Annotated in this window: 21 protein-coding genes; 14 read left to right on the top strand and 7 right to left on the bottom strand. The window is 33.3% G+C overall.

What is annotated here, in order from left to right; all coding sequences use genetic code 11:
- Positions 1-12 precede the first annotated feature (12 nt).
- The gene (locus PMI10_RS20965) at positions 13-1275 is read right to left on the bottom strand and encodes an OmpA family protein (protein WP_007811587.1); all 1263 of its coding nucleotides are present in this window, start codon (positions 1273-1275) and stop codon (positions 13-15) included.
- A gap of 343 nt (positions 1276-1618) precedes the next feature.
- Between PMI10_RS20965 and PMI10_RS20960 the strand changes: the two genes are divergently transcribed.
- Positions 1619-2659, top strand: a complete 1041-nt coding sequence (locus PMI10_RS20960; RefSeq protein ID WP_007811584.1) for an agmatine deiminase family protein — start codon at positions 1619-1621, stop codon at positions 2657-2659.
- 85 nt (positions 2660-2744) lie between these two features.
- Here PMI10_RS20960 and PMI10_RS20955 read toward each other — a convergent pair whose 3' ends face one another.
- The 4 genes from PMI10_RS20955 to PMI10_RS20940 all read right to left on the bottom strand — a co-directional run bounded on the left by PMI10_RS20955 (position 2745) and on the right by PMI10_RS20940 (position 10089).
- Positions 2745-5144 (bottom strand): glycoside hydrolase family 31 protein, encoded by a 2400-nt coding sequence (locus tag PMI10_RS20955; RefSeq protein WP_007811582.1) that lies wholly within the window; start codon positions 5142-5144, stop codon positions 2745-2747.
- A gap of 198 nt (positions 5145-5342) precedes the next feature.
- Positions 5343-7250 (bottom strand): 1,4-alpha-glucan branching protein GlgB, encoded by a 1908-nt coding sequence (gene glgB / locus PMI10_RS20950; RefSeq protein ID WP_007811580.1) that lies wholly within the window; start codon positions 7248-7250, stop codon positions 5343-5345.
- 141 nt (positions 7251-7391) lie between these two features.
- Positions 7392-8672 carry a glucose-1-phosphate adenylyltransferase gene (locus PMI10_RS20945; protein ID WP_007811578.1) on the bottom strand — a complete coding sequence of 427 codons (1281 nt, stop codon included), beginning with the start codon at positions 8670-8672 and terminating at the stop codon, positions 7392-7394.
- On the bottom strand, positions 8662-10089 hold the full coding sequence (locus PMI10_RS20940; protein WP_007811576.1) for a glycogen synthase: 1428 nt from the start codon (positions 10087-10089) through the stop codon (positions 8662-8664). Before PMI10_RS20940 ends, PMI10_RS20945 begins: the two co-directional genes overlap by 11 nt.
- A 132-nt stretch (positions 10090-10221) precedes the next feature.
- Here PMI10_RS20940 and PMI10_RS20935 point away from each other — a divergent pair, with 132 nt between their 5' ends.
- The 10 genes from PMI10_RS20935 to PMI10_RS20890 all read left to right on the top strand — a co-directional run bounded on the left by PMI10_RS20935 (position 10222) and on the right by PMI10_RS20890 (position 20548).
- Entirely contained in the window at positions 10222-11091 is an 870-nt protein-coding gene (locus PMI10_RS20935) for an alpha/beta hydrolase (RefSeq protein WP_007811574.1), read from the top strand.
- 15 nt (positions 11092-11106) lie between these two features.
- A complete protein-coding gene (gene nth, locus PMI10_RS20930) occupies positions 11107-11754 on the top strand; it encodes an endonuclease III domain-containing protein (protein ID WP_007811571.1) in 648 nt (215 codons plus the stop codon).
- Positions 11755-11851: 97 nt separating this feature from the next.
- On the top strand, positions 11852-12178 hold the full coding sequence (locus PMI10_RS20925) for an ArsR/SmtB family transcription factor (protein WP_007811569.1): 327 nt from the start codon (positions 11852-11854) through the stop codon (positions 12176-12178).
- A gap of 56 nt (positions 12179-12234) precedes the next feature.
- Positions 12235-12708 carry a DUF6428 family protein gene (locus PMI10_RS20920; protein ID WP_007811567.1) on the top strand — a complete coding sequence of 158 codons (474 nt, stop codon included), beginning with the start codon at positions 12235-12237 and terminating at the stop codon, positions 12706-12708.
- Between the two features lie 10 nt (positions 12709-12718).
- Positions 12719-13348, top strand: coding sequence for an arsenate-mycothiol transferase ArsC (locus PMI10_RS20915; RefSeq protein ID WP_007811565.1), 630 nt, complete (start codon positions 12719-12721; stop codon positions 13346-13348).
- Between the two features lie 216 nt (positions 13349-13564).
- Positions 13565-14626 (top strand): ACR3 family arsenite efflux transporter, encoded by a 1062-nt coding sequence (arsB, locus tag PMI10_RS20910; protein WP_007811563.1) that lies wholly within the window; start codon positions 13565-13567, stop codon positions 14624-14626.
- A 258-nt stretch (positions 14627-14884) separates the two neighbouring features.
- On the top strand, positions 14885-17419 hold the full coding sequence (locus PMI10_RS20905) for a PIG-L family deacetylase (protein WP_007811561.1): 2535 nt from the start codon (positions 14885-14887) through the stop codon (positions 17417-17419).
- 124 nt (positions 17420-17543) lie between these two features.
- Positions 17544-19274 carry a sodium:solute symporter gene (locus PMI10_RS20900; protein ID WP_007811554.1) on the top strand — a complete coding sequence of 577 codons (1731 nt, stop codon included), beginning with the start codon at positions 17544-17546 and terminating at the stop codon, positions 19272-19274.
- 68 nt (positions 19275-19342) lie between these two features.
- On the top strand, positions 19343-19894 hold the full coding sequence (locus PMI10_RS20895; RefSeq protein ID WP_007811553.1) for a GNAT family N-acetyltransferase: 552 nt from the start codon (positions 19343-19345) through the stop codon (positions 19892-19894).
- A 96-nt stretch (positions 19895-19990) separates the two neighbouring features.
- A complete protein-coding gene (locus PMI10_RS20890; RefSeq protein WP_007811552.1) occupies positions 19991-20548 on the top strand; it encodes a DUF3575 domain-containing protein in 558 nt (185 codons plus the stop codon).
- Here the strand turns inward: PMI10_RS20890 and PMI10_RS20885 are convergent.
- A complete protein-coding gene (locus PMI10_RS20885; RefSeq protein WP_007811551.1) occupies positions 20545-20778 on the bottom strand; it encodes a VF530 family protein in 234 nt (77 codons plus the stop codon). The genes PMI10_RS20890 and PMI10_RS20885 overlap by 4 nt on opposite strands.
- Positions 20779-20848: 70 nt before the next feature.
- Between PMI10_RS20885 and smpB the strand changes: the two genes are divergently transcribed.
- Together smpB and PMI10_RS20875 are read left to right on the top strand one after the other, a co-directional pair.
- On the top strand, positions 20849-21304 hold the full coding sequence (gene smpB / locus PMI10_RS20880; RefSeq protein ID WP_007811550.1) for an SsrA-binding protein SmpB: 456 nt from the start codon (positions 20849-20851) through the stop codon (positions 21302-21304).
- A 125-nt stretch (positions 21305-21429) separates the two neighbouring features.
- A complete protein-coding gene (locus PMI10_RS20875) occupies positions 21430-22464 on the top strand; it encodes a Fic family protein (RefSeq protein WP_007811548.1) in 1035 nt (344 codons plus the stop codon).
- Positions 22465-22712: 248 nt separating this feature from the next.
- On the opposite strand, the gene PMI10_RS20870 is transcribed toward PMI10_RS20875, so the two are convergent.
- On the bottom strand, positions 22713-23561 hold the full coding sequence (locus tag PMI10_RS20870; RefSeq protein WP_007811545.1) for an NAD(P)H-hydrate dehydratase: 849 nt from the start codon (positions 23559-23561) through the stop codon (positions 22713-22715).
- Between the two features lie 234 nt (positions 23562-23795).
- Here PMI10_RS20870 and gcvT point away from each other — a divergent pair, with 234 nt between their 5' ends.
- Positions 23796-24878, top strand: coding sequence for a glycine cleavage system aminomethyltransferase GcvT (gene gcvT / locus PMI10_RS20865; RefSeq protein WP_007811543.1), 1083 nt, complete (start codon positions 23796-23798; stop codon positions 24876-24878).
- The last annotated feature ends 125 nt before the right edge of the window (positions 24879-25003 follow it).

Raw genomic sequence — 25003 nt, 5'->3', positions numbered from 1 at the left:
TTATTTAAAATATTAGTCTACTACTTTAAAAGTAACTCTTCTTACAATCTGACGGGCTTCTTTTGAATTTTTGTTAACAGAAGCATCTTCTCCATTACCGCTAACATTCAATCTTGAAGCATCAATTCCGGCATTGATTACAATATTTTTAACTGCTTCAGCTCTTTTTTGTGATAACGTTTGGTTATAACTTGTACTTCCAATTTCATCAGCATACCCTATAATATCGGCCTTTTTAGATGGATTGTTTTTCAAATATTTTACCAAAAAGTCAACACCGGATAAAGAAGCGTTCGTTGGTTTTGATGAGTTAAAATCAAAATAAACATTTACATATCCTTCGTTAATAAGTTCCTCAACAGTACTATCTGTAACGCCTTTACCGTTTTGTCCGTATGTTTTTTCCAGATAGCTTTCTAATTCATCCGGTACACCATTTTGATTATTGTCAATAGATTGTCCTTTTGTATTTACAGCAACTCCGGTAATAGAATTTGGTTCTAAGTCATACAAATCAGCTACACCATCTTTATCAGTGTCTAAAAGGCCTTTTTCAACTAACTCCACTCTTCTTTCCAGTTCCCCATATTTATCAGTTTCACCAACCCAGTCAGCATGTTTTTCATTTTTACCTAAATAAAATGTCAAACCAACAGATGCATTTAATATAACACCATCAAAAGGACCGGTTCTGGCCACACTCATTCCGTCGAAGTTCCAGTTTTGTTTTCCGTTAACTATTCCTGTAAGATCACCAGTCAGAACAGCTCTATTGCTTAATTTAATTTGGCCGGTCAGGCCAAGAATTCCATTACCCATATAATCTTCTCCATCAAAACCATTCTTAGATGTTAGTTGAGAAACTCCAACTCCACCATGAACCAGTAACCCAAAAGTATCGGTCCAGTTTTCAAAGTTCAAAGCTCTTCCCATATTGATTACTCCTTGCAGACTTGTTCTTAAATATGTACTTTCAAACGGAGCTGTATTATCGCGTTCCTGAAATTTATCATATCCAAAATCCAGTTTAAAACCAAATTTTGGATCAATCATATATCTTACTCCTAAATCAGCGTGAAACGGATTAAGGGTTGCAGTGGCGTAACTTGCCGTCATCGTTCTCATTGGTTTGTTAACACCGCCATTTAGTTCAATCGACCATCTGTTATAATCAGGTTTGTCAATTGAAGGTTTTGCCGAAGCTGTTGTCATATCTTGAGCACTGGTAGCAAACGATACGATCAAAAATGATACTAATAATAATTTCTTTTTCATGATGTTTAAATTTATGTTTGGTTTTATTTAAAATTTATGTCAAAATTATATTACATGCGTCACAACATGTTGCATTTAGTGTTACATAATTCCCATATTTAACATTTTATTTCATAAAATATACTAAATAGTTATTAATACTTCATTAAAAACTAGCATTCACTCCTTTTTTGATTTTCTTATTTTATATTGTTTTAAACCTGACTGATAGATTTTTATAGTTTTTCACCTTTAGGAATATTTCCAGGGTTACCATCTGTTTTTACAGTAGGAAAAGCCTTTTTGTTTTTATAATCCTTACGAATCATTACCTTTGTACTCTTTTTAAATTTAGAACCATTTTATGTCAACAAATAATAGAAGATTCCCTGCAGAATGGGAAAAACAACAAGGAATTGTATTGTGTTTTCCACATAATGGTAATGACTGGCCAGGAAAATATGAAGCTGTTCAATGGGCTTTCGTAGAATTTATTAAAAAAGTAGCCTCTTTTGAAACTGTTTTTTTGGTCGTAGCAGATGAAAAATTAAAAGAAAAAGTAACAGAAATACTCGAAAGAGCAAGAGTAAATATTGCGAATGTTTCTTTTATCATTCACAAAACAAACAGAAGCTGGATGCGTGATTCCGGGCCCATTATTGTAAAAAATGGTTCAAAAAGAGAAGCTTTGAATTTTAATTTTAATGGTTGGGCAAAATATAAAAACTATCAGCTAGATAAATTTGTTCCGGGTAAAATAGCTGACTTTATTGATGTTCCCTTAACGCAGGTGATGTATAAAGGAAAGCCAGTAATTGTTGAAGGCGGAGCAATTGATGTAAACGGAAAAGGAACTTTACTGACTTCTGAAGAATGTTTGATGCATCCGACAATTCAGGTTAGAAATGCGGGTTTTACCAAAGAAGATTATGAAGCTGTTTTTAAAGAATATCTTGGTGTTACCAATGTAATTTGGCTAGGAGACGGAATTGAAGGTGATGATACTCACGGTCATATTGATGATTTATGCCGATTTGTAAATGAAGATACGATTGTAACAATTGTAGAAACTGATAAAAACGATTCAAACTACAAACCGTTACAGGATAATTTGAAACGTTTACAAAATGCAAAATTAGAAGATGGAAAATCACCAATAATTGTTGCATTGCCAATGCCAAAACGTGTTGATTTTGAAGATTTAAGATTACCAGCGAGTTATGCTAATTTCCTGATTTTGAATAATTGTGTTTTAGTTCCGACGTTTAATGATAGTAACGACAGAGTTGCTTTGAATATTCTATCTGAATGTTTCCCGGATCGTGAAGTAATCGGAATTAGTTGCATCGATTTTATTTGGGGATTTGGAACTTTACATTGTTTGAGCCAGCAGATTCCTGCTTAGTTTTTTGTAATAAAACCTTAATAGGCATAAAAAAAACTTGTTAGAAACTAACAAGTTTTTTTATTTATCAAAAATGTCTCATAACTTATTCTCCACTAATATGAAGTTCATTAAACTCTTTATCAACAATTAAGAAATGATTTGCTTCTAAAGTAACTGAATCAAACTCAATTTTTTCATTATCAATTTCTATTTCAGTAACTTTAAACGGTAATCCTATTAAGTTTATCTTATATTTAGTGTAAGATGTATCATATTTACCCTCTTTATGTAACTGAACAATTAGTTCTTTTTCTTTCCCGATAGTCCTGAAAGATAAAAAGCTGTAACGCCCTTTTTTATAATCGTATCCATCCTGGGCATCTTCATAAACTACAGATTTCTCCTTACCGTTTTTATAATATAAATCAAGTGTCAATTCATCAAATTCAAGTTCCCCAACAAATTGCTGTACAGGATATTTTGGAATTACAGCACCTGCTTTTACAAAAACCGGAATTTCATCAAATTTAGTATCAATCCAGACTTCCCTGCCTCCTGTTACAAATTCATTTGTCCAATAGTTATACCATTCCCCTCTTGGAATATACATTCTTCTGCCTAAAGAATTAGGTTCAAGTATCGGGCATACTAATATTTGGTTTCCGAATATAAATTCGTCATTTCTATAATGTGTCTGGGTATCATCCTGATCATAATACACCAAAGGTTTTAACATTGGAATTCCTTCTTCAATATATTGCCAGAACATGGTATACAGATAAGGCAATAATTGATAACGCAAATTAATAAATTTACGTGTAATATTAATCACTTCTTCATCAAAAGCCCAAGGCTCCTGATTGCCATGATCTCCGGAAGAATGTGTTCTGCAAAAAGGGTGAAAAACACCTAACTGAATCCAGCGTGCATATAATTCCCCTGTTGGCTGTTCTGCAAATCCACCAATATCAGAGCCTGTAAAACCCATTCCGGAAATACTCATACGCTGTACCTGGATATTGGCAATCCACAAATGTTCCCACGTTGCTACATTATCTCCTGTCCAGGATGATGTATACCGCTGCGCTCCTGAATAAGCGGAACGCGTAATTACAAATGGACGTTTCGGGTAAGCAAATCTTTTCACACCATGATAGGTTGCCCTTGCCATTTGAGTACCGTAAATATTGTGTGCTTTTCTGTGACTGCAAGGGTTTCCATCATAATCATGACGAACATCCATTGGGAAAGTTTTATTTGGGACTTCCATAACAGCAGGTTCGTTCATATCGTTCCAAACGCCTTTTACACCAATATCCGAGATTAATTCTTTAAATAATCCTGCCCACCATTCACGAACAACAGGATTTGTATAATCAGGAAAATTACATTCGCCTGGCCAGACTTTCCCTTTCATATAAGGTCCATCAGCTCTTTTACAAAAATAATCTTTTTCTAAAGCTTCTTTATAAACCGAATATTCTTTATCAATTTTAATTCCCGGATCTATAATTACAATTGTTTTGAATCCATCTTCGGCTAATTCTGCAACCATTTTCTTTGGATCCGGAAAATATTCTTTGTTCCAGGTAAAACATCGAAACCCTTCCATATAATCGATATCCAAATAAATTGCATCACATGGGATTTTTAATTCCCTGAATTTAGATGTAATTTCTTTTACTTTGCTCTCCGGATAATAACTCCATTTACATTGATGATATCCTAAAACCCAAAGCGGTGGCAGTTCCGGTTTTCCGGTCAAATCTGTATAAGTGGTGACTACATCCTGCATCTGAGGACCATAAACAAAATAATAATTCATTTCGCCGCCTTCAGCCCAAAAGCTTGTAACATTTCTTCTTTCCTGACAAAAATCAAAAAAAGTCCTAAATGTATTGTCAAAGAATATACCGTATGATTGTTTATTTTGTAAGCCAATATAAAACGGAACTACTTTATATAATGGTTCCTGATCTTTTTGATAGGCATATTGATCGGTAGCAAAATTTTCAACTCTTTTGCCTTTTAAATTCATTTGGGTAGCTTTATCTCCAAGACCGTAAAAACATTCTCCGTCTTTAGAAGATTTACTCATTTTTACAATATTCCCTCCATATTCATAGCTTTCTTCCCAATGAAATCCAAGTTCATCTTCCAAAATCAGTTGGTCATTCAAATCAAAAATTGACAAACGAAGATCTATTTTTTGAATTTTACATTTGACCTTACTGGTTCTGATCAGAAAAAAAGTTTCTTCTTCTGTAAGTTCAAGAAAGTTATATCCATGTAATTGGCTTTTGTCGATAGCATACGAAAAGTCATTACTAAAATAGCCTTTGGTAGTAAATCGAAACCGAATTAAACTATCTCTTAGAATTGTTACTTTTAAGATTACCTTATTGTCCGTATGAAAAAAAATGGAGTCTCCATGGTGTTCATGCGACACAATTTTTGACGGATACAAATCTCCTTTATATTCTAATTGTGTATTTACGATCATATTTGCTAACGAATTAATTAAACCAACTCTTCTTCTGTTCCAAACATACAAAAAAACTAAGTAAGCCTGTATGAATATTAGGTTTATTCACGAAAACGTTTTTTTTGACTGAGTGATAAATTACATGTCAAAAAATAAACAATTCGGTAATTTATATCTGAAAAAATCATAAAATCACAGCGCCTGAAAAAATAATTTTTACTGCACAAATGAATAAACCGTAACACTTAAAGGAGGCAGAATCAATTCGATGGAAAAATGGCTGCCATCATACGGTGAAGGTTCAATTTTTAATACCCCTGAATTACCAACTCCGCTTCCGCCATAAAGCTGAGAATCACTATTAAAAATTTCTTTTAATATTCCTTTTTGAGGAATTCCAATTCTGTAATTTTCACGAATAATGGGAGTAAAATTACAGACAATTATTAAATTCTCCTGCGGTTTAATTCCTTTTCTGATATAAGATAAAACAGCATTCTGATGATCTGAATAATTAATCCATTCGAAACCTTCTCCACTAAATTGTTTTTCATACAAAGCCGGATGTGATTTATATAATTGATTCAAATCAGTAATCACTTTTTTAATCCCTGCATGATAGTCGTATTGCAATAAATGCCAATCCAGGCTATTCTCGAAATTCCATTCGGAACTTTGACCAAATTCAGAACCCATAAATAATAATTTGGTTCCCGGATGGGTAAACATATAGCCATAAAGCAACCTTAAGTTTGCAAATTTCTGCCATTCATCACCAGGCATTTTATTCAAAACTGATTGTTTTCCGTACACCACTTCATCATGCGAAAAAGGCAGCATGAAATTTTCGGTAAAAGCATAAGTCATTGAAAAAGTCAAATCATTTTGATGGTATTTTCTATAAACAGTTTCTTTCTGAAAATATTTTAAAGTATCGTGCATCCATCCCATCATCCATTTCATTCCAAAACCTAAACCACCGGCAAAGGTTGGACTGGAGACCATAGGAAAAGAGGTACTCTCTTCTGCAATTGTCTGAACACCATCAAAATTAGCATAAATAACTTCATTGAATTCTTTAAGAAAACTAATGGTGTCCAAATTTTCTCTTCCACCATAAATATTAGGTTCCCATTCGCCTTCATTTCTAGAATAATCCAAATACAGCATAGAAGCTACTGCATCAACCCGTAAACCATCAACATGATAATGCTGCAGCCAAAAAACGGCATTACTAATTAAAAAAGCGCGGACTTCATTACGGGCGTAATTAAAAACAAGGCTTTTCCAATCCGGGTGATATCCTTTTCTGCGATCAGGATGTTCGTATAAATGTGACCCGTCAAAAAATCCTAAACCATGTGCATCGTCAGGAAAATGTGATGGAACCCAGTCTAAAATCACACCAATACCTGCCTGATGCAATTTATCTACCAGCACCATAAAATCCTGCGGTTTTCCAAAACGTGAAGTAGGCGCAAAATATCCAACCAGCTGATATCCCCATGACGGATCGTAAGGATACTCCATAATGGGCATAAACTCTACGTGTGTGAATCCTGTTTCCTTAACATAAGCCACCAAATCATCCGCAAGTTCCAAATAAGTTAAAAACCGATTGTGATCGCCACGTTTCCAGGAACCTAAATGTACTTCGTAAACCGAATAAGGTTTATCCAAAGCATTGTTTTCCTGACGTGATTGCATCCATTTATCGTCTTTCCAATTATAATCCAAATCCCAGACTACAGAAGCTGTATGAGGCGGTTTTTCACAATATAAAGAAAAGGGATCGGCCTTTTCAGTTACAATTCCGTTGATATTGGACTGAATTTTATATTTATAAATTGCTCCTTTGATTAAATTTGGAATAAATCCTTCCCAAATTCCGGAAGAATCCCAGCGTACCTGAAGCAAATGCTCTCCCTGTGTCCAGTAATTAAAATCTCCAACAACCGAAACAGATTGGGCTGTGGGGGCCCAAACGGCAAAATAAACGCCTTTCACTCCATTAACTTCTACCAAATGAGCACCTAGCTTTTCGTATAATTTAAAGTGTTTCCCTGCTTTGAATAAATCGATATCAAAATCAGTAAATAGAGAATGCGTAATAACGTTGGACATATATTGAGTTCTTAGTAATTAGTACCTAGTACTTAGTAATTAGTTTTTTTGATTTTGATACGTAGTTATTAGTAGTTAGTATTTAGTACAAAGTAACACTCTTTACTAATCACTAAAAACTAATTACTAGGGCCTAAAACATTAATCTATTCTGAAATTATCCGGAAGCACAGCTCCTTTTTTAATCACAACAATACCGTCTTTTATAGTGTACAAATCATTGGTAAAATTCTCCAAATGTTTGCCTCCGTTAACATGAACATTGTTTCCTATTCGTACATTTTTATCAACCAAAGCATTTTTTATAAAACAATTATTTCCTATTCCAACATGTATTTTATTGTTGGCGGTATCCTGATTCATTTCATCCAGATCCTGATAAAAATCATTCCCCATGACATAAGAATGCTGAATAACTGTTCCTTCACCAATTCTCGATCGGATACCAATTACAGAACTTTTAATTTCCTGGGCATTAATGATACAGCCTTCAGAAATCAGAGATTGGTTGATATTTGAGTTTCTGAATTTTGAAGGAGGCAATAATCTCGGACGTGTAAAAATCTTATTCTCATTATCAAACAAATTAAATTCCGGTATATCTGCTGTCAAGCCAATATTTGCCTCGAAAAAGGAATCTATGTTTCCAATATCTGTCCAATATCCTTCATATTGGTAACTTAAAATTTTATGTTTTCCAACGGCTTGCGGAATAATTTCTTTTCCAAAATCCTTAGTATCCGGATTAGCCATTAAATCTATCAATAATTGACGATTGAAAATATAAATTCCCATTGAGGCCAGATATTTTTTTCCTTTGGCCTGCATTTGTTCACTTACTTCAGATTCCCATTCAGGTAAAAGCGACGCATCCGGTTTTTCTATAAAAGCTTCAATGCAGTTTTCATGATTGGTTTTAAGAATTCCAAATTCCGGGGCATCTTTTGCATTTACAGGTAAAGTAGCTATAGAAATGGCTGCATCTGCCGCAATATGAGCTTCCAGCATTTCGTTAAAATCCATTTGATACAATTGATCACCGGATAAAATTAAGGCATATTCAAAATCATGCTTTAAGAAATGTGACATACATTGGCGAACAGCATCCGCAGTTCCCTGAAACCATGTTGGATTATCAGGAGTTTGTTCGGCTGCTAAGATATCGACAAATGACTGGCTAAAAATACTGAAATTAAATGTGTTTTTAATGTGTGCATTTAACGAAGCCGAGTTAAACTGGGTAAGCACAAATATTTTAAAAATATCCGAATTGATACAATTAGATATAGGAATATCTACCAATCTGTATTTTCCGCCAATCGGAACAGCTGGTTTTGATCTTGTTTCTGTTAATGGATATAAACGTGATCCCTGACCACCTCCTAAAATAATGGCAACTACTCCTTTTTTGTTAACTTTCATTTTTTTGAATTATTTGGTTGTATGTTTCGATATATTCCTGACAAACTCTTTCCCAGGAATGGTCAATTGACATTCCTGTTTTTCTTATTTTATTAAATTTTTCATTATCACTATACAACTTTACCGCACGATTAATAGAATAACAAACATCTCCAACCGAAGCCTGATCGTGACAAATTCCGTTTCCGTTATCGCCAAAATCAATTACGGTATCACGCAAACCACCCGTTCTTCTCACGATAGGAATTGTTCCGTAACGCAAGGCATACATCTGATTTAATCCACAGGGTTCAACCCTTGATGGCATTAAAATAAAATCAGCACCAGCATAAATCAAGTGTGCCAGCTCTTCATTATATCCAACAAAAACATTGTAATTACCTTTATAATCACCTCTTAATTGCAATAATTGTGTTTCAATATCCTGATTTCCTGATCCTAAAATCAAGATGTTGATATTTTCGAAATTTTCAGACAATGCCAATGCCGAAGCCTGAGGTAATAAATCACCTCCTTTTTCTTCGAATAAACGGCCAATAAAACTAAACAGGGGTTTTGTTGGGTCTAAATCAAATTGCTCACACAATTTTTCTTTATTTTTTTGCTTGCCTGTTTCAAAATCCGCTATAGAAAAATTTTCTTCCAGCATTTTATCTTTTAAAGGATTCCAAACTTCAATATCTATTCCGTTCAAAATACCTGTTGATTTGTTACGAACCATATTAAATAATGATTCCAGCCCATTCGCCGAAATATTAATCTCGTCCAGATAACTTGGTGAAACCGTCGTAACCGCATGAGCACACTTAATTCCGACCGCAAGGGAATTCAGGCTATTATTCCATTCTAAAAAACCAACATGTTTTAAATCAAACTCAGGGATATAGTGTAGTTTATCAAATCCGAACCAGCCCTGATACAATCCATTATGAATGGTTATAACCGTTCTGACTTTACTCAAAACTTCATATTTATAACTGTATTTAAGCATGAACGGAATTAATCCGGTATGATGATCATGACAATTAATAACATCCGGAATTGTTTTTCGTGCTAAAATCCAATCTAAAGCTGCTATTTGAAAAGACAAAAAACGTTCGATATCATCTTCATAACCATATATATTTGGCCGGTCAAATAATTCTTTAATTTCTATCAGGTATAATTCATAGCCTAATTTATCTGTATTTTCTTTTAGGACACTAAACGGAAAATCAAAATTTCCCAGCTTTACGTTTCCCCAATGTACACACTCAAAATCATTTTCATTTTTAAACTTTGTATCATAGCACGGAACCACAACCCTAACCTGATGACCTGCGTTTTTTTGATATTTAGGTAATGCCCCAACAACATCGGCCAAACCTCCTACTTTAGCCATGGGGTAACATTCTGCACTGATATGAAATATTTCCATTTTAGAAATTAATATTTAGAGTAAATTGTAAGTTAAATTATTCTGTAAGCTTTTATTAATTGTGGTACTTTTATGTTTTTTAAATTTAGGAAAAAATAAACAAAATCGAGACTATAAAAAAAAATTATCAATATGCCAAAAAAGATTCCTAATCCAACTCAATCTTTAGAAATTCCACAATTTATAAGGGTCACCAGTAAATTATGTGCTCTTATTTCCTCTAAATTAGTTACTGCTTATGCTGCAAAACTTTTTACAACACCTATAAAACACAAGATTCCAAAAAGAGAAATGCATATGGATTCCGGGAGTATCCAAAATAGAATTCATATTCCATCAATTAATAAGAATATTATGGTTTATGAATATGGCAAAAGTGATAAAAGAATTTTAGTCGTACACGGATGGTCCGGACGTGGTACACAATTGTTTAAAATTGCTGATGAATTACTTGAAAATGGGTTTTCTGTCATTAGTTTTGATGCACCGGCTCATGGAAAATCTGAAGGAAAAACAGCTATTATGTCAGATTTTATTCTTTGCATTTTAGAAATTGAAAAACAATATGGTCCTTTTGAAATCGCCATTGGACATTCACTGGGCGGAATGTCTGTTTTGAATGCTGTCAAGAAAGGATTAAATGTAAAAAAAGCTGTTATTATAGGTAGTGGTGATGTGGTAGAAGATATTTTAGATGAATTTGTTTTTAAATTGGGTTTAAAACCCGAAATTAGTATTCGTTTACGTGATTATTTTGAAAATAAATATCAAGTTAAGATGGATGACTTTTCAGCTTATAAAGCAGCAAAAGAGCTTGAGATTCCTACTTTGGTAATTCATGATAAAAACGATCCCGAAGTTCCTGTAAAAGCCGGAATTCATATTCATAAGCATCTTAAAAACGGTTCTTTATTTCTAACGGAAGGATTGGGACATCGAAAAATTTTAGGAAATCATAGTGTGATTAAAAAAATTATAAAATTCATTCAGGGAAACAATTAATTTAATGAAAATCAAATGGACTTATTCGGACAAACATCGAATTGGGAAAATGATTTAAAACCCATTCTGAAGAAATACAAAGGGAAGAAACATCCTTTGGAATATCAAAACACCTATCAATTACTCGTAATGGTTGTATTGTCTGCTCAGGATTCTGATGCCAATATAAATACTATTTCCCCCGCTCTGTTTGCTAAATTCCCAACTTTAAAAAGTTTAGCAAAAACAGATTCTGAAACCTTCATACCTTATGTAAGCAAGGTTCGAAATCATGCAACAAAAACCGGGTGGTTGTTAGAAATTGCCAAAACTGTCCAAAATGACAAAGACATCCCATTAACTATGAATGGATTAACGGCTTTGAAAGGTTTAGGCAGAAAATCTGCTAATGTAATTCTAAGGGAAACACATCAGCCTGCTGAAGGAATTATCACTGATTTACACGTAATTCGTGTTGCTCCCAGAATAGGAATCGTACAAGAAAGCAAAGACGGCAACAAGGTCGAAAAACAATTGATTGAAGCCCTTCCAAAAAATATCTGGTCAGAAATTGGTATGGCCATTTCATTTCTTGGAAGAGAAACCTGCCGTCCAAAGCCCAAATGTGAAGAATGTCCTTTGACTTATTGTTGCAGTTATTATTTACAGCTCAAAAAAGAATAAATTAATTAGCTATATTTTTAAGATTAAAGAAAATATTTAATTATTTTCTTTTTTCATAACAAACAATATCGTAATATTGCAATATAAAAATTTAGAAATGGGCGCAACTAAAACTGATCATTTTACTGATAAACAAAATCAAATTGCAATAATTGCAAAAGCATTGGGACATCCTGCCAGAATTGCCATTATCGAATATTTACTTAAAGTGAATACTTGTATTTGCGGCGATATTGTAAACGAACTTCCTCTTGCCCAACCTACAATCTCGCAGCATTTGAAAGAGTTAAAAAACGCTGGTCTTATTAAAGGAAACGTTGAAGGAAATGCAATTTGTTATTGTATTGATGAAAAGGTCTTTGTTATTTTGAATGATTATTTTTCTAAAATTATTCTAACTACTACAAATCAAAAATGTTGCTAGGCTTTTTTTTAATCAGGTAAATCGCAATATTGCAATAAACAATTAAATTAAAAATTATGAAACTTTCAGAAATTAAAACCATACTGGAAACCGTAGAAACAGTAAATTTTCAATTACCAAACGGAAACTTCGTACCGGAACATTTTCATGTAACCGAAGTGGGCCTAATCACCAAAAACTTCATTGATTGTGGCGGAACTGTCCGCAAAGAAACCGTTGTAAATTTTCAACTTTGGGATGCAAATGATTTTGAGCATCGCTTAAAACCTCAAAAACTAATTCATATTATAGCACTTTCCGAAAAAGTTTTAGGTATAGAAGATTTTGAAATCGAAGTTGAATATCAGGATACTACCATTGGCAAATATGATTTGGATTTCAACGGTAAAGATTTCCAACTACTGAACAAACAAACAGCTTGCCTTGCAAAAGAGCAATGTGGAGTTCCTGCTAAAAAAACAAAACTAAATCTTACCCAACTTAATGCCAATAGTACTAATTCATGCACTCCTGGTGGAAGTTGCTGTTAATTAAATTAATATGTTAAATAAAGAAACCTTATTGACTAAAATAAAAGAAGTTACATTATCTTTTAATTTTGAAGAAATTACATTTGAACGCAAAAATATTTTACAACCACTTATTGACTTTATTCAGTTGAAAGTTAAAAATCAAGAAGATATTCGGCTGAATTTTATTTGCACACACAATTCAAGACGTAGTCATTTATCGCAAATTTGGGCACAAACTGCAGCACATTATTACGAAATTAAAAATGTTTTTTGCTACTCCGGAGGTACAGAAGCTACAGCTTTATTTCCTAAAGTTGCCGAAACTTTAAAAAATACCGGATTTAAAATTCAAAAACTTTCAGAAGAGAATAATCCGGTTTATGCGATAAAATTTGCAGAAAACGGGTATCCGGTTATAGGTTTTTCTAAAACGTATGACGATGATTTTAATCCTGAAAGTGGTTTTGCAGCTATTATGACCTGCTCCAATGCTGATGATGGTTGTCCTTTTATTGCCGGGGCAGAAAAAAGAATTCCAGTTACTTTTGAAGACCCAAAAGCTTTTGATAATACACCACAGCAAACTGAGAAGTATCAGGAACGCAGTTTGCAAATTGCAACTGAAATGTTTTATGTTTTTTTTCAAATAAAAAAATAAAACCAATTGGGTCTAATTATTTTAAACACATAAAAACATAGCTTTTTTAAGGTTCAAAAATAGGCGTTTTACTTATTTTAAATACACATAGCTATCTCACTTTTAGAGACATTTTGCTATGCGGTAATATTTAAAGTGAAACACTTTTAAGGAAAGTATAACTATGCATCTATGTGTTAAATAAACTTATATAAATTAACACACATTTAAAAAATAATGGCTATAAATCATTGTGCTCCCATTGCAGAAAGAAAAAAACTGGGATTTTGGGATCGTTTTCTAACATTGTGGATTTTTATTGCCATAATAATTGGTGTTTCTATTGGTTATTTTATTCCGTCGAGTGGAAATTTTATTAATTCCTTTTCCAGTGGAACTACAAATATTCCGCTGGCAATTGGGCTTATTCTGATGATGTATCCGCCTTTGGCAAAAGTGAAATACGAAAAAATGGGAGAAGTTTTTAAAAACACAAAAGTTCTGGGCGCTTCTTTATTCCTGAACTGGATTGTGGGACCAATTTTGATGTTTTTACTGGCACTTTTGTTTTTAAAAGGACATCCTGAATACATGATTGGTTTAATATTAATTGGATTGGCGCGCTGTATTGCAATGGTCGTTGTCTGGAATGACCTTGCCGATGGAAATCGAGAATATGCCGCAGGGTTAATAGCCTTAAACAGTATTTTTCAGGTTTTACTTTATAGTGTTTACGCTTATATTTTCATCACTATTTTGCCTCCCTATTTTGGTTATACAGGCTTTAATGTCAATATAAGTATTGGGCAAATTGCGGAAAGTGTTGGTATTTATTTAGGAATTCCTTTTGCACTTGGTTTCATAAGCCGTTATAGTCTGATAAAACTTAAAGGTAAAGAATGGTTTCAGAATAAATATGTTGCCTTTATATCTCCTATAACACTAGTTGCCTTGTTATTTACAATTGTGATTATGTTTAGCCTAAAAGGCAAATTGATTGTTCAAATCCCGATGGATGTCGTTCGGATTGCTATTCCTTTAGTGATTTATTTTGTTGTGATGTTTGTCATTAGCTTTTTTATCGGAAAGTATTTTGGTGCTGATTATTCAAAAAGTACTGCGATTGCATTTACAGCCACAGGAAACAACTTTGAATTGGCAATAGCAGTTGCTATAGGTGTTTTCGGAATTAATAGCGGACAGGCTTTTGCAGGTGTTATTGGTCCTTTGGTTGAAGTTCCTGCTTTGATTGCCCTTGTAAATGTCGCTTTTTGGTTTAGGAAAAAGTATTTTTCTTAGGGATACTAAATACAAAGGTTCTGAGTTTTTATCTATGATTTTTTAATGAAAACAAAAAGTCACAGCCCAGATGGAAACGGCATCCTTTTATGGCAGGGTTTGCCACAAAAGATATAGTGTACAACTGGAAATAGCTCCTGAAAAATAAATTACGTATTTTAAAATCTGAAATAAAATTGAACATTAACATTTCATTTAAATACTGTTCAAGGATATAATTAGTATTTTTGAAGCTCTTTCAAAAATACTAATCACACTATGCGAAAAACTCAGATACAGGCATTTTTAGTTTTCTTAATCAGTCTTCAAATTTCTTTTGCACAACAGCCACAAAAACCGAATTCTGTTGAGATTTATAATCAAATTAGAAAATTAAACTTTTTGGGTTCGGTTCTATATATTGCAGCACATCCTGATGATGAAAATACGCGTTTGATTTCGTATTTATCGAATGAAGTAAATGCCAGAACAGGTTATTTATCACTAACCCGAGGTGATGGAGGTCAAAATTTAATTGGTTCTCAATTGCGTGAATTACTGGGGGTTATCAGAACCCAGGAATTAATTGAAGCCCGAAAAATTGATGGTGGTGAACAGTTTTTTTCGCGTGCCAATGATTTTGGTTATTCAAAAAACCCAGATGAGACTTTAAAGATTTGGGATAAAGATAAGGTCCTTGCCGATGTAATCTGGACAATCAGGAAATTTCAGCCTGATGTAATTATCAACCGTTTTGACCATCGTTCGCCGGGAACAACCCACGGACACCATACTTCATCAGCAATGTTAAGTGTTGAGAGTTTTGATTTGACAAATAATACTAAAATATATCCGGAACAACTGAAATATGTAACTCCCTGGCAGGTTAAACGTCAATTTTTTAATACTTCCTGGTGGTTTTACGGAAGTCAGGAAAAGTTTGATGCTGCTAATAAGTCCAAATTTACCACATTACAAACGGGAGTTTATTATTCCGGAATAGGGAAATCTAATCAGGAAATTGCCGCTTTAAGCCGCAGCCGTCATCAGTCCCAAGGTTTCGGAAGTACAGGAAGCCGTGGTGATGAATCGGAATATTTGGAACTTATCAATGGTGAAACTCCACAAAACCGCAATGATTTGTTTGATGGGATTGATACTTCATGGAATCGTGTAAAAAATGGAAAGTCGATTGGTGAATTGATTTCTAAAATTATTGCAAATTACAATTTCAGCAATCCATCAGCCAGTATTCCAGATTTGGTAAAAGCGTATTCAATGATTCAGGATTTGGAAGATACCCATTGGAAAGATATAAAATCGGATGCTATAAAAAACATCATCGCCTCCAGTTCGGGTTTATATTTAGAGGCTGTTGCAGAGGAACAGGAAGCTACGCCCGGAAATACAATTAAATTAAATCTCGAAGCCATTAACAGATGCTCTATTGAAATGCAATTGACAGGCTTAACTTCGTTACCAGACAACATAACCACGATTAAAAAGAGTTTTATCTTAAAAAACAATATAGACCAACGATTAAAACTTGAAATACAGCTTCCCGACACAATCGAATATACTCAGCCCTATTGGTTGAAAGAAAAAGCCAGTGTTGGAATGTATACGGTTTCTAATCAGGAAAACATAGGACTTCCGGATATTATCCGAGAAGTAAAAGTTATTTTTAATGTGAGAATTAATGGTGTTGATATTCCCTTTGAAAGAACTGTAGTCTATAAATACAACGACGGAGTAAAAGGCGAAATGTACAATTTTCTTGATATTGTACCGGAAGTTACCTCTTCTATACTTGAAAAAGTTCTCATTTTTAAAGATAATAAAAGTAAAATGATTCCGGTAAAAGTCCGTGCCGGTAAAGATGCCGTTAAAGGAAATTTACAACTGGAATTGCCTAAAAACTGGATAGTTTCTCCAAAACAAATTCCGTTTTCATTAGATAAAAAAGGTATGGAGCAAACTTTTTATTTTGAAGTTATCCCTCCGTCAAACCCGGAAGAAGCTATCGCAAAAAGCATCGTTATTATTGACGATCAGCGCTTTGACAAAGACGAAACTATAATCGATTTTGGTCATATTACAAAACAAATGGTTTTGAAACCAGCCGAATCAAAATTCTTAAAAATCGATTTAAAGACTACAGGCGATACAATTGGCTATGTAATGGGTGCTGGCGATGAAGTCCCGGAAAGTCTGGCCCAAATGGGATATAAGGTAATCATTTTGAAACCGGAAGAAATTACACCTGAAAAATTAGACTCCTTTAATGTTGTCATAACAGGAATACGTGCCTATAACACTGTAAATGCTTTAGCCAACAAACAATCGATTCTTTTTGATTTTGTAAAAAGAGGAAAAACAATGATTGTGCAATACAATACAAATGGAAAACTTATTACAGATAAGATTGCACCATATCCACTTAAAATTTCGAATGATCGTGTAACAGAAGAGAATGCAAAAATTACATTTTTAGCACCTAATCATCCTGTTTTAAACACGCCAAACAAAATCAGTACAAAAGATTTTGAAGGCTGGACACAAGAGCAGGGCTTATATTATCCGGATCAATATGATCGTGCCTTTACTCCTATTATATCCTCACATGATAAGGGTGAATCATCAAAAGATGGTGCTTTATTGATCGCTCCTTATGGAAAAGGATACTATATTTACACTGGTCTAAGTTTTTTTAGAGAATTGCCGGAAGGAGTTTCGGGTGCTTACCGATTATTATCGAATATTATTTCGTTAAAACAACCTATAGAAGCTCCTAAACAAGAATTAAAGCCTTAAAAACAGTCAGAAAATGGAAGCTAAAAAACAAAAAAAATGGAAAAAAAGCTACACGTATGTATTGGTTGCTAATGCAATTTACATTGTTATTTTTTTCTTAATCATGCAATTATACTCATAAACTATGCAACTATTTGATTGGATTGTACTAATTGTTACTCTTCTGTTTATTGTAGGATATGGCTCCTGGAAAACCAAAGGAAGTAAAAATGTTGAGGACTTTATTTTAGGAAATAATGAAACACCATGGTACACAGTAGGTCTTTCAGTCATGGCTACTCAGGCCAGTGCGATTACTTTTTTATCTACTCCGGGTCAGGCTTATCATGACGGAATGGGGTTTGTGCAATTCTACTTCGGATTACCAATTGCAATGATTGTTATTTGTGTAACTTTTATTCCACTATACCATAAACACAAAGTATTTACCGCATATGAGTTTTTGGAAAAGCGATTTGATGTAAAAACACGTTCATTGGCAGCCATTTTGTTTTTAGTTCAAAGAGGATTGGGAACGGGGCTGACTATATATGCACCGGCAATTATCCTCTCGGCACTTTTAGGCTGGAATTTAACTTTCATGAATATTATTATTGGTCTTTTAGTTATTGTTTATACTTTTTCCGGAGGAACAAAAGCCGTAAATGTGACTCAAAAGCAGCAAATGTTTGTGATTATGACCGGAATGTTTATCACCTTTTTCCTAATCCTTCATTATTTGCCTCAGGACATGACATTTTCAAGCGCAATGCATATTGCCGGTGCAAATGACAAAATGAATATTGTAGATTTTTCCTTTAATCCCGAAGAAAAATATACAATCTGGAGCGGAATCACAGGAGGCTTTTTTCTTGCACTTGCTTATTTCGGAACAGATCAATCACAGGTTGGACGTTATTTATCCGGAAAATCGGTTAAAGAAAGCCAGATGGGATTGATCATGAACGGACTGTTAAAAGTTCCGATGCAGTTTTTTATATTACTGACGGGAGTGATGGTTTTTGTGTTTTTTCAATTCAATCCTGTACCTCTCAATTTTAATCCCAATAATAAAATTATCATTGAAAAATCAGCTTATAAAGATGAGTATCATGTTTTAGAAAACAAACTAAATAAACTTTCTGAAGATAAAAAAGTGATTAATCTCTTGTATATCGAACAATTGAATCAGGATTATGACAATCCGATTTTGCGAAAAGAATTGGTTACATTATCAAACAAGGAAAAGGACTTACGCGACCGGGCCAAAGAAATTATTTCTAAAGCTGACAGTAACAGTGAAACTAATGATAAAGATTATGTGTTTTTTCATTTCATCCTGCATTATTTACCTAAAGGACTTATCGGTTTATTACTCGCTGTGATTCTTTCGGCAGCAATGTCTTCAACAGCTTCAGGATTAAATGCATTAGCTTCTACTACCGCAATTGATATTTATAAGCGTAATCTAAAAAACGAAAAATCGGAAAAACATTATCTGAATGCTACCAAATTTTTCACTCTTTTCTGGGGAATTATTGCCATACTTTTTGCCTGTGTAGGAACTTTATTTGAGAATTTAATTCAGCTGGTAAATATTATTGGTTCTATATTTTATGGAACTGTTTTAGGAATCTTTTTGGTTGGATTTTATTTAAAACGTGTTCAGGCCAAATCTATGTTTTGCAGTGCAATTATTAGTCAGATCACTATTTTTATCATTTATTATTTTATGATATATATTTATCCAAGTGGTCAGGAAAAATTAGGTTATTTATGGCTGAATTTTATTGGCGCAATATTAACTATTCTATTATCTCTGTTTATGCAAATTGCTTTTTTTAAAAGAAATAATCTTGAGTTAAATGAGTTATAACCTAAGTTAAACATCAATTCAAAATAGATTCATTTCAAACTTGTTTATCAAATAATATCTTTAATTATATGCTGAATTTTAATTTTACTCCTTTTCCTGTTATAGAAACTGAACGTTTAATTTTAAGACGAATCACAAACGATGATGTTAATGAAGTATTTGAATTACGTTCAAATCCGGAAACAATGAAATATATTCCAAGGCCTTTGGTAAAAACTACTGAAGATGCACTCGAGCATGTTGCAATGATTGAAGAAAAAATCACTTCGAACATAGGTATTAATTGGGGAATAACCTTGAAAGGCGATTCCAGAGTTCTTGGTATTATTGGATATTACAGAATGCAGCCTGAAAATTATCGTGCCGAAATTGGCTATATGTTATTACCTGAATATCACGGTAAAGGAATTATTTCTGAAGCAGTAAATCGGTTAATTGCGTATGGCTTTGATGATTTAAAATTACATTCTATTGAAGCTGTAATTGACCCTGAAAACTTTGCTTCTGAAAAGGTTTTACAAAAATGTGGTTTTGTTAAAGAGGCACATTTAAAAGAAGCGGAATTTTATGAAGGAAAGTTTCTTGATAAGGTAATTTATTCATTATTAAACAGTAAATGATTTTTAGAAATAAATTTTATCAAATAATTTCATTTCGGCAATAGTAATTATTTGTTTGCGCTATATTTGCACGCAAAATCATATTTACAAAACTGAATGAAAAAAATACTTTTTATAATTGCCCTTATATTTTCTATTCAATTACAGAGCCAAACTTACATAAAATTTAATGCAGCTACAGCATTAGTCTTAGTTCCAAACGTTGGAGTAGAAACAAGCATTGGAGAAAAAACTACTTTTAGTTTTGATGTAATGGCTTCTTTTTGGGCTTCTTTCGATGGTAAAAAACCAATGAAATTTTTGCTTCTGACGCCTGAGATCCGTTACCATTTTAAAGAAAAATACAATGGTTTTTATGCAGGTATAAATGCCGGATTTGATACTTATGAACTTCAAAAATGGAACTATTGGGATACCAATAATTACGAAACAGGTTTTGGATACAGATTTGGTGCTACAATAGGTTACAATAAGAAGCTAAGTGATAAATTGCTGTTGGATATTTTTGTAGGCGGCGGCTGGCACCAGGGATTCTATGAAGGCCATTACAATGACGGAACTCCAGGAAGCTATGAAAGTGTAAAAAATTGGGATAAAAGTGGTGAATGGTTACCCTATCGTGGCGGAGTTATGATTTCTTATAAATTAAATTAATTTCCTGAAAATTTAGAAAGCGAATTCAAATATAGCTCTTCAACTTTTTTTCTGGCCCAATCGGTTTTTCTTAAAAAAGTTAAGCTGGATTTTACACTGGGATTTTCATTAAAACATTTAATTGAAATTAATTCTCCCAAAGTATCAAAACCATAATGATCTACTAATTTTTCCACAATTTTTTGAAGTGTAATCCCATGCAACGGATCTTGTGATTTTTGCTTTTCCATACTGCAAATTTATATCATTTATACAAAAACAATTGCGCTTTCATTTATTTGTTACTAAATTTGTCAACCTATGTTAAAAACTGTCAATATATTTAATAAAAGAGCCCGGTTTGATTATGAAATAATCGATACCTATACTGCTGGAATTGTTTTGGCAGGAACTGAAATAAAATCTATCCGGTTAGGAAAAGCAAATATTACTGAGAGTTTTTGTGAATTCAGTAACAATGAGCTATTTGCAATCAATACTTATATTGAAGAATATGCTTTTGGGAACCAATTTAATCATAAATCAAGAAGCGAAAGAAAATTGCTTTTAAATAGAAAAGAATTAAAAAATCTTCAAAAAAGTGTTCAGGCAAAAGGATTGACTATAGTTCCCCTAAAATTATTTACAAACGAAAAGGGACTTGCCAAACTTCAAATTGGTCTTTGCAAAGGAAAGAAAAACTACGACAAACGTGAATCTTTAAAAGAACAAGATACCAAACGTGATTTGGACCGAATTAAAAAAGCGTTCAATTAATCTAAAAGTATTAACCGTACTTAAAATAATAGTATTTTGAAAAGCAATATTTTTGATATTGCTTTTTTTATTTTAAATTTTATGACAAAATATGTCAGGACAATTTTAAAAAAAAACTTTTAATTATGAAATCACTTCTTAAAAATGGCAGAGAAAAAAAAGGGTTAAAAACCAGAGAAGTAGCACAATTACTTAGTATTGACCAGGCTTTGATAAGTAAATTTGAAAGTGGTACGCGAAAACCAACCAAAGAACAAGTAATCAAATTAGCCGAACTTTTAGAAATTGATTATGAAACTTTGATAATTGCCTGGCTAAAGGAAAAAATTTTAAATGAAATTGAAAATGAGGAGTTTGCTTTAAAAGCTCTTGCTGTTGCTGAACAAGAACTTAAATATAAAAAATCCGTTTCTAAAATAGAATTATCCGATGCGTTAGAAAAAATATTAAAAGAAATTGATATTCTGAAAACCAAAATGGATACTTTTCGCCAAAACGAAGATCGTAAAAACATAAAAACTCTTGAACTCGAATATACTTTTGAAAGTAATCGAACAGAAGGAAATACAATGACCCTTCGCGAGACTAAAATGGTTGTTAATGAAGGATTAACAATTTCCGGAAAAAGTATGCGCGAACATCTTGAAATAATTAACCATCAGGAAGCTATTGGTTTTATAAAAGATTTAATCAAAAAAAATAATTCGTTGAACGAACGGGATCTTTTATCAATTCATAATTTACTCCTGAGAGGAATTATTCCGGAAGAAGCAGGATGTTACAGAAAAGAACAGGACATAACCAATGACAATAGTGATATTTCTCTATCACCACCTGTGATTTCCAAAGAGATTGAAGAGTCTTTTATTTGGTATGAAATCAATAAGAACAGACTTCATCCGATAGTTTTAGGAGCAGAAATATACGAACGCCTTTTAAAAATCCAGCCTTTTGCTAATGGCAACGGAAAAGTTTCAAGATTAATACTAAACCTGATCTTAATGCAAAAAGGGTATCTGATTGTTAATATAAAAAAAGAAGATTACGAAAATTATCAATCGTTTAAGGCTGAACAAATAAAAAACAACAAAGAAGACTTTACTCTTTTTATTGCTCAGATGGAGAAAGAAAGTTTAGAAAGATATAATCAATATTCTTAGTAAATAAAAAGAGCTACATGCATTTATATTCCGTTGCCTAATAATACAAATTATAATAAACCCATTGAGTGTAATTGATTACAACTCTTATTTCATATAAAAAAATATAAATTTGAGTAAAATATCTATATATTTCTGGAAATCATTGTTATCCTGAGCGTAGTCGAAGGCTTTTACATGAAAAGGGCTTCGACTACGCTCAGCCTGACACTTATATTTTTAATTACACCCAACGAATTATAATAAATTTAATTTTCAAGGGTCAAAAAAGCCCTTCCCAGATTTTCAATAATATCCGATGCGGTAAATGATTGGCAGCCTGTTTGTGGCAGTGCAATATCAGCCGTTAGCCCATGGAGAAAAACTCCTAATTTTGCCGCTTGTACAGATTCATAATTTTGAGCTGATAAACCCGTAATAATACCTGTTAATGCATCACCGCTTCCCGCAGTAGCCAAAGCAGCATTTCCGGTAGTGTTTTCGTAGATTTTATTTTTATTGATAATGAATGTTGGCGCACCTTTCATCACTATAATAACTTTATATTTTTCAGAAAAAGCGATTGTTTTCTGAAACTTCTCCGATTCGGAATTCCAGTTGCCAATTAAACGTTCAAGCTCTTTTCGATGCGGGGTTAAAATGGTATTTTCAGGTACTAATTCCAGCCAGGATTTATTTTCGGCTAAAATATTTAAGGCATCAGCGTCGAGAACTAAAGGGGATTTGTTGATTCTTAAAAACTCGAATAATGCTTTTTGTGTGGACAACTCCTTCCCTATTCCCGGACCAATACCAATCGCCTGTGGCAGTAATGAAAGATTAATATTGGTGATAGCATTTGCATTTTCATCGGTAATTACCATAACTTCCGGAATACTGATCTGCAGGATTTGGTAACCACATTTTGGTATAAAAGTCGTGACGAGTCCGCAGCCGGATTTTAAACAGGATTTCGAAGCCAAAACTGCTGCTCCAATTTTCCCGTAACTACCTGCAATTATTACGGCATGGCCCTGCAGTCCTTTGTGTGTCAGTGGATTTACAGGCTTATAAAATTTTAGAATTTCTTCTTTTGTGATTAAAAATGGAGTTTTCATTTGACCTATTTTATGAATTTAAAGTTACATAAAAAACTGAATACAAGAGTGGTAATTGCTAATTTGAAGTCATAGCCCTGGTAGTAGCGGCATCCTTTTTGTTTTTCCTTTAAAAACAAAAAGATATAGCGAATAACAGGAAACAGCTCCTAATCATTGCGAAATTTATAATTTAGAGTACTTATTTTCGATATTTTTTGAATAAATTTGTCACACAATTTTTAAAACATCACAATGAAAAATACTGCGCTTACGCACATACATGAAAGTCTGGGAGCAAAAATGCTGCCTTTTGCCGGTTACAATATGCCCATTACTTACGAGGGTGTTAATGCTGAACATGAAACGGTTCGTAACAGTGTAGGCGTTTTTGACGTTTCGCATATGGGCGAATTTTTACTTACAGGACCAAATGCTTTGGCTTTGATCCAAAAAGTAACTTCAAACGATGCTTCGACATTGACAATTGGCAGGGCGCAATATTCTTGTCTGCCTAATAATGAAGGCGGAATTGTAGACGATTTGATTGTTTATAAAATGAAAGAAGAGCAATATTTACTTGTTGTAAATGCTTCGAATATTGAAAAAGACTGGAACTGGATTTCTTCACACAATGATTTGGGTGTTGATATGAAAAACCTTTCTGATGATTATTCTTTATTGGCGATTCAGGGTCCGAAAGCGGTTGAGGCTATGCAGGCTTTATCATCTATAGATTTATCTACTATACCTTATTATCATTTTGAAGTTGGTGATTTTGCAGGAATTGAACATGTAATTATTTCAGCTACAGGATATACCGGCTCAGGCGGATTTGAAATTTATTGTAAAAATGACGAAGCAGAACAAGTCTGGAACAAAGTTTTTGAAGCTGGAGCTTCATACGGAATTAAACCAATTGGATTAGCTGCACGTGATACTTTGCGTTTAGAAATGGGATTCTGTTTATACGGAAACGATATTAATGATACCACTTCTCCAATTGAAGCTGGTTTAGGATGGATTACGAAATTCACTAAAGATTTTACAAACTCTGAGGCTCTTAAAAAACAAAAGGAAGCTGGTATTACCAGAAAATTAATTGCTTTTGAAATGCAGGAACGTGCAGTACCCAGACATGATTACGAAATTGTTGATGCTTCTGGCGCTGTAATTGGCATTGTAACATCCGGAACAATGTCACCTTCTATGAATAAAGGGATTGGTTTAGGATATGTTACTGTGAACAATAGTGCTATTGATAGCGATATTTTTATCCGAATCAGAAAAAATGATGTTCCTGCAAAAGTGGTAAAACTGCCATTTTATAAGAAATAGATTTTTATTTACTGCAAATTCTTATATCTATTTGTAGTTACCATAAATAATCAAAATGCATTACACTGATAAAGTTGTAATGCATTTTTTTTGCTGTGAATTCAATTTAAACATGTAGTAATATA

It is taken from the genome of Flavobacterium sp. CF136 (assembly GCF_000282055.1).
GTDB lineage: Bacteria > Bacteroidota > Bacteroidia > Flavobacteriales > Flavobacteriaceae > Flavobacterium.
Note: the sequence above shows the minus strand (reverse complement) of the source record. Positions and strands in the feature narration are given on the sequence as shown.

What these genes read in the sequence shown, in the direction of transcription:
- PMI10_RS20965 (WP_007811587.1), bottom strand. Translation starts at nt 1,275, where the DNA reads ATGAAAAAGAAATTATTATTAGTATCATTTTTGATCGTATCGTTTGCT.
- PMI10_RS20960 (WP_007811584.1), top strand. Translation starts at nt 1,619, where the DNA reads ATGTCAACAAATAATAGAAGATTCCCTGCAGAATGGGAAAAACAACAA.
- PMI10_RS20955 (WP_007811582.1), bottom strand. Translation starts at nt 5,144, where the DNA reads ATGATCGTAAATACACAATTAGAATATAAAGGAGATTTGTATCCGTCA.
- glgB (WP_007811580.1), bottom strand. Translation starts at nt 7,250, where the DNA reads ATGTCCAACGTTATTACGCATTCTCTATTTACTGATTTTGATATCGAT.
- PMI10_RS20945 (WP_007811578.1), bottom strand. Translation starts at nt 8,672, where the DNA reads ATGAAAGTTAACAAAAAAGGAGTAGTTGCCATTATTTTAGGAGGTGGT.
- PMI10_RS20940 (WP_007811576.1), bottom strand. Translation starts at nt 10,089, where the DNA reads ATGGAAATATTTCATATCAGTGCAGAATGTTACCCCATGGCTAAAGTA.
- PMI10_RS20935 (WP_007811574.1), top strand. Translation starts at nt 10,222, where the DNA reads ATGCCAAAAAAGATTCCTAATCCAACTCAATCTTTAGAAATTCCACAA.
- nth (WP_007811571.1), top strand. Translation starts at nt 11,107, where the DNA reads ATGGACTTATTCGGACAAACATCGAATTGGGAAAATGATTTAAAACCC.
- PMI10_RS20925 (WP_007811569.1), top strand. Translation starts at nt 11,852, where the DNA reads ATGGGCGCAACTAAAACTGATCATTTTACTGATAAACAAAATCAAATT.
- PMI10_RS20920 (WP_007811567.1), top strand. Translation starts at nt 12,235, where the DNA reads ATGAAACTTTCAGAAATTAAAACCATACTGGAAACCGTAGAAACAGTA.
- PMI10_RS20915 (WP_007811565.1), top strand. Translation starts at nt 12,719, where the DNA reads ATGTTAAATAAAGAAACCTTATTGACTAAAATAAAAGAAGTTACATTA.
- arsB (WP_007811563.1), top strand. Translation starts at nt 13,565, where the DNA reads ATGGCTATAAATCATTGTGCTCCCATTGCAGAAAGAAAAAAACTGGGA.
- PMI10_RS20905 (WP_007811561.1), top strand. Translation starts at nt 14,885, where the DNA reads ATGCGAAAAACTCAGATACAGGCATTTTTAGTTTTCTTAATCAGTCTT.
- PMI10_RS20900 (WP_007811554.1), top strand. Translation starts at nt 17,544, where the DNA reads ATGCAACTATTTGATTGGATTGTACTAATTGTTACTCTTCTGTTTATT.
- PMI10_RS20895 (WP_007811553.1), top strand. Translation starts at nt 19,343, where the DNA reads ATGCTGAATTTTAATTTTACTCCTTTTCCTGTTATAGAAACTGAACGT.
- PMI10_RS20890 (WP_007811552.1), top strand. Translation starts at nt 19,991, where the DNA reads ATGAAAAAAATACTTTTTATAATTGCCCTTATATTTTCTATTCAATTA.
- PMI10_RS20885 (WP_007811551.1), bottom strand. Translation starts at nt 20,778, where the DNA reads ATGGAAAAGCAAAAATCACAAGATCCGTTGCATGGGATTACACTTCAA.
- smpB (WP_007811550.1), top strand. Translation starts at nt 20,849, where the DNA reads ATGTTAAAAACTGTCAATATATTTAATAAAAGAGCCCGGTTTGATTAT.
- PMI10_RS20875 (WP_007811548.1), top strand. Translation starts at nt 21,430, where the DNA reads ATGAAATCACTTCTTAAAAATGGCAGAGAAAAAAAAGGGTTAAAAACC.
- PMI10_RS20870 (WP_007811545.1), bottom strand. Translation starts at nt 23,561, where the DNA reads ATGAAAACTCCATTTTTAATCACAAAAGAAGAAATTCTAAAATTTTAT.
- gcvT (WP_007811543.1), top strand. Translation starts at nt 23,796, where the DNA reads ATGAAAAATACTGCGCTTACGCACATACATGAAAGTCTGGGAGCAAAA.